Consider the following 8,066-nt stretch of genomic DNA (forward strand, 5'->3'; position numbering starts at 1 on the left):
GGCTCAGCTCGCGGGAACCGGCCCGGACAGCTCCGACCGGGTGACCACGGTGACCGTGTTCTTCACGTTCGTCGCGCTGAAGCTCGCGGACTTGGCCCCGTTGCTGAAGGACACCGAGATCGCGCTCGGCGCGGTCGGCTGCTTGCTCGCCGTCCAGCCGTCCTCGGTCAGCACGTTGCCGAGCTTCAGGTCGGACCCGGAGGCCGTGAATGACACCGACCCGGCCCCGGCCACAGAGTAGGAGCCGTCCCCCGCCGGGCTGGTCGACTCCTGCTTGGAGATCGTCATCGACCCGTCGTGCAGCTGAACCCGGAAGGTCCACGTGGTGGCTGCCTGGGTGAACCGGACCTCGAGACCGTCCGCCTGCTTCACCGGGTCCCCCTGCTGTTGCCAGCCGCCTGCCGGGGTAACGGACATGAGCTCCAGCTGCCCGTCCCGGACGAGGAACTTGACCTGCCCCGCGTCGCCCACGTCCCAGGCGCCGTCCCGGATCTCGGACACCCCGGCCACCTGCGACCCGGAGGCCGGGGGCGTCGTGCCGGAGGCCGCGCCGCCGGGCGCCGGCGTGCCGACCTGCTGTCCCTGGTCGGTGGCCGTGGGCTGTTCCGGCACGACCGGGCCGGCGCCGAGGCTCGTCGACTGGGGGCCGATCATCTCGTCGCCGAAACCGAGTCCGCACCCGCCCAGGAGGGCCACCACAGCCAGGGCGCTCGCCGCTGCGGGCCACATCCGTCTGTTCATCAGCACGCCTCCAGCGCGTCGCCGTTCACGTGCTCACGTCCGCCTCCCCGGCGGCGTGGGCCTTACCCAGCACCCAAGCCGACCCGGCTGGGAGTCTGCTGAACGTCGGCTCGTCGTGCGGTGTGGCGTGGCTCGATGTGTGATGTGGATCGAGGTGCGGTTTGACCGGTGCCGTCGGGTCAGCCGATCGGCGGGGCCGCAGCTGCAGCACGATCACGCCCGCCAGGATGACGAGGCCCCCGGTGATCTGCACGAGCGTCATCCGCTCGTCGTACACGAGGGCCACGGCAGCCGCCGCGACGAGTGGCTCGATGCTGGAGAGGATGCCGGCTCGAGGTGCACCGATCCTGGTGACGCCCCAGGTGTGGAACGACATCGCGAGCAGGGTGCCGACGAGCACGTATGTCAGAACCCATCCGTAGACCGCCGGATCGACGCCGAGCGACAGCGGAGCGTGCGTCACGGTGGCGGCCAGGGTCACCGTCACGAGAGCCGATGTCGCCACGATGGCCGTCATGAGCGTGACGTCGGCCTCGGGCGGGAGCGAGGATGCAACGATCGTGTAGATCGCGTAGCTCAGGGCGGCGGTGAGAGACAGCGCGACCCCCGCCCCGGACACGTCCCTGAAGCCACCCAGCCCGAGCAGGAGCAGCATGCCCACGGCCGAGCAGCCGAGGGCGGCCAGCATGCGCCGCGTCGGAGACTCCCGCCTGGTGAGGAAGCCGATGATCGTGATGATGGCGGGGTACGTGTAGACGAGAAGGACGGCGAGGCCGGCATCCATGACGGCGATCGCGCCGAAGTAGGTGAGGCCCTGCACGGCGTACCCGACACCCCCCAGGCCGATGCACGTCAGCGCGACGCGCCGGCTCACCCGCGCAGGACGACGGAGCATGACGACAACCCAGAAGGCGAGGGCGCCGATGGCGAAACGCCAGAGCATGAGGGTCTCGACGGTGACCTCGTGCGCGTAGGCCCCCTTGGCGAAGACGACGGACAGCCCATAGCACGACGCCGCTGCCATGACGAACAGCGCGCCACGGGGATCGACCCTTGACGCGGGTGCAGACTCACTCACGACGGGACCGTATGCCGTTCGCCTCCTATCGAGATAGCCTGAGTTCCCGATAGCAGGCCTAGGAGAATCCTTGACCACGTTGCATCAGCTGCGCTGCTTCCTCGTGGCCTACGAGGCGGGCTCTCTCACGGCCGCGGCGGCCCGGCTCGGCCACGCGCAACCGTCGGTGTCCGAGCAGGTGCGCATCCTCGAGCGTTCTCTCGGGGCCCGGCTCTTCGAGCGGGTCGGGCGCGGGCTGGTGCCGACCGAGGCTGCCCACGAGCTGCGGCCGCACGCCGAGCAGGCCCTCGGTGCGGTTGCCGCGGGGGCGCAGGCGGTCCGGGCCGTCAACGAGCTGGAGACCGGCACCGTCCGCTTCGGCGTCTTCGGGGCCACGCGACTCTACCTGTCCGGCGCCGTCGTGCTCGAGGTGCTCCGGCGTCATCCGGGGGTCCGGGTCGAGCAGGTCGGGCGACACACCACCGACGTCGTGGACCAGCTACGCCGCGGCCGGCTGGAGGCGGCGCTCGTCTCCCTGCCCGTCGACGACGCCAACCTCGAGGTGCACCCCGTCACCAGCGACGAGCTGGTCTACGTGAGCGCATCCGCCGAGCGGCTCGGCCGGCCGGTATCGGGGGCTCGGCTCGGCCAGGCGCGCCTCGCTCTCGCCTGGGCCAGTTGGGCCGAGCTGGACGTGACCCGGATCCGGCTCGCGAGCATGGTCGAGGCGACCGGCCACCCGCTGCGGGCCAGGGTCGAGGTCGAGGATGTCGAGATCGCCCTCGAGGTTTCCGAGTCGGGAGAGGCCGACACCATCATCGGCCTTGGTGCGATTCACGCCCTCGGTGACCGCATCTCCTCGCGGGTGGGCTGGGTTCCTTTGCGTCCCAAGCTCTTCGAGCGCTTCGCCATCGTCCACCGGCGTGGTGCGGTGCTCTCGCCCGCGACGATGCTCATGGTCGAGGTCGTCTCGGCCCGTTTGCGGGCTGTGAAGCGCGGGGCGCGTCAGCTTGGTCGGGTACGGGTGCCGGGATGACGGGGGAGATCCAGGCGAGCGGTGCGTCTCAGGATCCGGGCACCCGGGGGACGATGGTGGACGAAGGCGGCTGGGCGGCATACCTTTGCTGGCATGCGTTCGGCGCAGCTCCTCCTTCGCTGCCGCGGCGAGGCCTGATCCCCGGCCTTCCTCGTCGCGGAGTTCGCCGTGTCCGGCCGGACACCCACAGCGACGAGAGAGCAGAGCGAGATGATCCACCCCCAGCAGCCGAGCGGGATGCCCTTCCAGAAGTACGTGCCCTTCCACGAGCAGATCGTCGTCGACCTGCCCGACCGCACCTGGCCCGACAAGCGCATCGAGAAGGCGCCGCGCTGGTGCGCGGTCGACCTGCGCGACGGCAACCAGGCCCTGATCGACCCGATGAACACCGAGCGCAAGCTGCGGATGTTCCAGATGCTGGTGAAGCTGGGCTACAAGGAGATCGAGGTCGGCTTCCCGTCGGCCAGCCAGACCGACTACGACTTCGTCCGTGAGCTCATCGAGGGTCGTCACGTCCCCGACGACGTGACCATCCAGGTGCTGACCCAGTGCCGGGACCACCTCATCGAGCGGACCTACGACTCGCTGCGCGGGGCGAAGCAGGCGATCGTGCACTTCTACAACTCGACCTCGGTGCTGCAGCGGCGCGTCGTGTTCGGGCTCGACCAGGACGGCATCGTCGACATCGCGGTCCAGGCGGCCCGGCTGTGCCGCAAGCTCGAGGAGATCCTTCCCGACACGGCGATCTACTACGAGTACTCGCCGGAGTCGTACACCGGCACCGAGCTCGACTTCGCGGTGCGGATCTGCAACGAGGTCATCGAGGTCATCGACCCGACCCCCGACCACAGGATGATCGTCAACCTGCCGGCCACCGTCGAGATGATCACCCCGAACGTCTACGCCGACTCGATCGAGTGGATGGTGCGTCACCTCGCGCGGCGCGAGTCGGTCGTGGTCTCGCTGCACCCGCACAACGACCGGGGCGAGGGCGTCGCGGCAGCCGAGCTCGGCTACCTGGCCGGTGCCGACCGCATCGAGGGCTGCCTGTTCGGCAACGGGGAGCGCACCGGCAACGTCGACCTCGTCACGCTCGGGATGAACCTCTTCAGCCAGGGCATCGACCCGCAGATCGACTTCTCGGACATCGACGAGATCCGACGTACCGTCGAGCACTGCAACCAGCTGCCGGTCGGGGAGCGGCACCCGTGGGGCGGCGATCTCGTCTTCACGGCGTTCTCGGGGTCGCACCAGGACGCGATCAAGAAGGGCTTCGAGGCGATGGAGCACGACGCGCAGGAGGCCGGCAAGGGCGTGGACGACATCCCCTGGGGCGTGCCCTACCTGCCGATCGACCCGCACGACGTCGGACGGACCTACGAGGCGGTGGTGCGCGTCAACAGCCAGTCCGGCAAGGGCGGGGTCGCCTACATCATGAAGACCGAGCACCAGCTCGACCTGCCGCGGCGCCTGCAGATCGAGTTCTCCGGCGTCGTGCAGCGCGGCGTCGACCAGGACGGCGGCGAAGTCTCGCCGGCCGAGCTGTGGGCCAGGTTCAAGGACGAGTACCTGCCCAACGCGGAGGCCCCGTGGGGCCGGTTCGAGCTGCTGAACGTCAACGTCGACTCGCCCGTCGACGGCAACACGACGACCGAGGCGGTGCTGCGCGACGGCGGCTCGGAGGTCACCGTCAAGGGGGTCGGCAACGGCCCGATCGCGGCGTTCATCGACGCCGGGACCCGGATCGAGGGCGCGCCGGTGGACGTTCGCGTCCTCGACTACGCCGAGCACGCCCTGTCGGCTGGCGGCGACTCGCTGGCGGCGGCATACGTGGAGTGCGCCGTCGGCGAGCGGGTCCTGTGGGGCGTCGGGATCGACCCCTCGATCGTGACCGCGTCCCTCAAGGCGATCGTGTCCGCGATCAACCGGGCCGAGCGCGACGCGGTGGTCGCCCGGACCTGATCTGTCGATCGGGAATCGTGCACTGTCGATCGGGAATCGTGCACGTTCGACCGGTAATCGTGCACTGTCGATCGGGAATGGTGCAGGGTGCCCCGACCCGGTTGTGGGACGATTCCGGCTGTGCGAGCGACGGTCGGGACGGCGGTGCTGCGCGCCGTCGGTGCCGTGATGCTCGTCGGCGGGCTGGCGATGCTGGTCGTGCCGCGCCCGGTCTTCACCCCGATCACCCACTGGGTCGTCGTCGTCACGTGCCTGGTCGCGGTGGCCGCCGCGCTGCTGGTCCGGGTCTCGCAGCGGGTCCGCACCACGCTCGGCTCCCGATGGGCCGGGCCGGGGCTCGCGGCGGTGGGCGGTGCCGTCGGAGCGGTCGTCGGCGAGGTGATGCGCTACCCCTACGGCTGGGACGCGGCGGTGGTCATGGGCTACGCCCGGCGGCTCGAGGCCGGGATGCCGCTGACGTCCGGCGACTACCGCTACCTGTCGATGTACCCCAACAACCTGCCGCTGCTGGCCATCGACCGCTCCGGTGCGGCGCTCGCCGCCCGGCTCGGGCTCTCCCCGGACGCGGTGCTGCTCGCTGCTGGCGCCGTGGGCCTCGCGGCGACGGTCTGGATCACCCATCGGGTCGTCCGGCGGTGTGCCGGGCCGGTGGCGGCCGCTGTTGCCGCGCTGCTGGTCACCTGTTTCGTCGGGCTGTCCCCGTGGATGGCGGTCCCCTACACCGATGTTTTCGCAGTGCCGTTCGTCATGGCGACGATCGCCCTCGCGGCCGAGGCGTGGTCGGTGCGTGGTGCGCAGCGGTGGATCGCCTGGGCCGGGGCCGTCGCCTGCGGGGTGGTCGCCTTCGTCGTCAAGACCACGCCCGTGGTGATCGTCGTGGCGGTGGTGATGGTCATCGCCCTGGACACCCTGCCCACCCGACGGGGGGACGAGGCGGCGCGTCGGAGCGAGGGATCGACGCGGGTGCGCGTGGCGCGCGCCGCAGCGGTCGCGGCCCTCACCGTCCTGACGTTCGCGGGAGGCGCCGCGGGGGTGACGCAGCTGGCCCGGCAGGCCGGCGGCGCCGACCTGAGCAGGGTCGACACCGCCCGGTCGGCACCGGTGATCTGGTGGGTGGCCAACGGCATGATCGAGATCGACGCAAGGACCTTTACCTCGTACGGCGGGTACAGCCGCAGCATGGTGGAGGCCATCGAGGGACGCACCCAGGCCGGGATGAGCGCCTACGCACGAGACTTCATGGAGGACCGCTGGGCCGAGCGGGGGCTGCCCGGCATGCTCGCCTTCTACGCCGAGAAGGCCGTCTGGAACTGGAACGACGGCATGTTCATGGCCTGGGGCGAGGGCAGTGACGCGAGCCAGCGACCCTACGCGCACAACCTGCTGGCCGGTGCGCTCCAGCAGGTCAACGGCTACCACGGGCGCTGGTATCCGGTCCGGGCGAGCGTCACCGAAGGGGTCTGGGCGGCGGTCGTCCTGCTCGCGGGGGCCGGTCTGCTGCGAGCCCCGTTCCGGCGGGACGTGCTGCTGCTGGCGTTGTCCACCCTCGGCATCGGGATCTTCGTGCTGGTTTTCCAGGGTCGGTCACGCTACCTGCTGAGCTTCGTCCCGGTCGTCGTCGCCCTCTCGTGCGCGGTGCTGCCGTCGTTGCGCAGCGTGCTGGGTCGTGGTCGCCTCGGCCGAAGGATTGTCCGCGCCGGCTGTGGAGAGGGCACAAGCGTTCAATTTGGGCACAAACCCGGGTAACTTGCCGGCCATGCCGCGCCCTGGTTGGAGGAAGCCGGTGTCGGACCGACGGTTGTCGGACCTGGCCTCGGTCGGTCTGTTGATGAAGGTGTTCCCGCCGGGCGTGGTCGACGAGGTGATTGCCCGCTGTGGTCGGACCGAGCAGCGCCGGCGGGCGCTGCCAGCCAGGTCGGTGGCGTACTTCACGATGGGGATGGCGTTGCACTCACACGGCTCCTACCACGACGTGCTCTCGCTGGTCTCCGACGGGATGGCGTGGGCGGACCGGGACGAGGTGAGACGGCGACTGGCGAACAAGGCGGCCATCTCACATGCGCGAGATCGGCTCGGGCCCGAACCGATGAGAGGCTTGTTCGAGCGGGTTGCCGTCCCACTGGCGGCACGCGACGCGCCCGGCTCATGGCTGGCCGGTCGGTGGCTGGTCACCATCGACGGGACCTGCCTGGACCTGGCTGACACGCCGGCGAACAGGGCACATTTCGGCCGGCCTGCCGTGCTGGAAGGCGAGCCGGCCCCATTCCCACAGGCCCGGGTGGTCGCCGTGGCCGAGTGCGGCACGAACGCGATATTCGACGCGGCCGTCGGCCGGTACACGACATCTGAGTCAACCCTTTCCGAGGACCTGTTGGCCCGGTTGACTCCAGGGACGTTGTGTCTGGACGACCGTGGCCGCTACAGCCGTACCGCGTGGGAGACCGCATCCCGGACGGGAGCGCACCTGCTCTGGCGAGTCGCGGACAACCGGCCCCTCGACTTCGTGACCGAGCTGCCGGACGGGTCCTACCTGGCCGAGATGCTCGAGCCTCATGCCGCCCGACATCCACGGCACCCGAGGAGAGTCCGCGTGATCGAGCAGGTCGAGGCGGGGGCTGGTCGGAAGGGGGACCGCCAACGGTTGATCACCACTCTGCTCGACCCGGACGAGGCGTCCGCGGCTGAGCTGACGGCTGCCCACGGTCGACGGTGGGAGCTCGACGCGGCGTTGGACGAGCTGAGGACCGGGCGAAGCCGGCCGCGGCCGGCGCTGCGCAGCAGGTCCCCGGACCTGGTCGTCCAGGAGATCTGGGGTCATCTGTGCTGCCACTACGCCATCCGGACCCTGCTGGTGCCGACTACGCCCGACAGGCCCGGCCCCGCCCGCAGCCTGGTACGCCGCGGCGTCGGGCCAGCTTCGGACGGGACATCGCCAGCCCGATGATATCGACCCCAAGTGCGGTTCGGGGGCCTCTTTTCGGCTGGGCCGTCCATACGTCGGCAAAGCGCTTCGGAACACAAATTGAACGATATTCAGCCGGGTAGGTGAGACCTGGACCCCGGATTGCCTGAGGTCAGGGTCACGCCCGGACCCAGATGCGATCCAGGTGCCCTTGACAACGCTTCCACACCTCCGCTCTACTGACAGCGTCGAGGCCCCACGCACATTGCAGATGATCCTTCGGCTCATCGCGATCGGCTTTGCCGTGAATGTGTGCGACGAGGCACCACACTCACGAGAAAGTGCCCCTCAAGATGTCACGACCACGG

The 8,066-nt window shown here is 70.0% G+C and carries 6 protein-coding genes; 4 read left to right on the forward strand and 2 right to left on the reverse strand.

Features of this window, described 5'->3' with window-relative positions:
• Positions 1–3: 3 nt before the first annotated feature.
• Positions 4–741: a hypothetical protein gene (locus tag WMI84_RS06485; protein ID WP_347351457.1), complete on the reverse strand. Its 738-nt coding sequence runs from the start codon at positions 739–741 to the stop codon at positions 4–6.
• Positions 742–766: 25 nt separating this feature from the next.
• Complete coding sequence (locus WMI84_RS06490; protein ID WP_347351458.1) at positions 767–1,819, reverse strand: DMT family transporter; 1,053 nt, start codon at positions 1,817–1,819, stop codon at positions 767–769.
• Between the two features lie 70 nt (positions 1,820–1,889).
• Here WMI84_RS06490 and WMI84_RS06495 point away from each other — a divergent pair, with 70 nt between their 5' ends.
• From WMI84_RS06495 to WMI84_RS06510, 4 genes are all read left to right on the forward strand, one after another.
• Positions 1,890–2,834 carry a LysR family transcriptional regulator gene (locus tag WMI84_RS06495; RefSeq protein ID WP_347351460.1) on the forward strand — a complete coding sequence of 315 codons (945 nt, stop codon included), beginning with the start codon at positions 1,890–1,892 and terminating at the stop codon, positions 2,832–2,834.
• A gap of 210 nt (positions 2,835–3,044) precedes the next feature.
• Positions 3,045–4,796, forward strand: coding sequence for a 2-isopropylmalate synthase (gene leuA / locus WMI84_RS06500; RefSeq protein WP_347351462.1), 1,752 nt, complete (start codon positions 3,045–3,047; stop codon positions 4,794–4,796).
• A gap of 120 nt (positions 4,797–4,916) precedes the next feature.
• Positions 4,917–6,542: a glycosyltransferase family 39 protein gene (locus WMI84_RS06505; protein ID WP_347351464.1), complete on the forward strand. Its 1,626-nt coding sequence runs from the start codon at positions 4,917–4,919 to the stop codon at positions 6,540–6,542.
• 52 nt (positions 6,543–6,594) lie between these two features.
• Positions 6,595–7,740, forward strand: coding sequence for an IS4 family transposase (locus WMI84_RS06510; RefSeq protein ID WP_347351466.1), 1,146 nt, complete (start codon positions 6,595–6,597; stop codon positions 7,738–7,740).
• Positions 7,741–8,066: the final 326 nt, after the last annotated feature.

The sequence above is a fragment of the Intrasporangium sp. genome (assembly GCF_039812505.1).
GTDB lineage: Bacteria > Actinomycetota > Actinomycetes > Actinomycetales > Dermatophilaceae > Intrasporangium_A.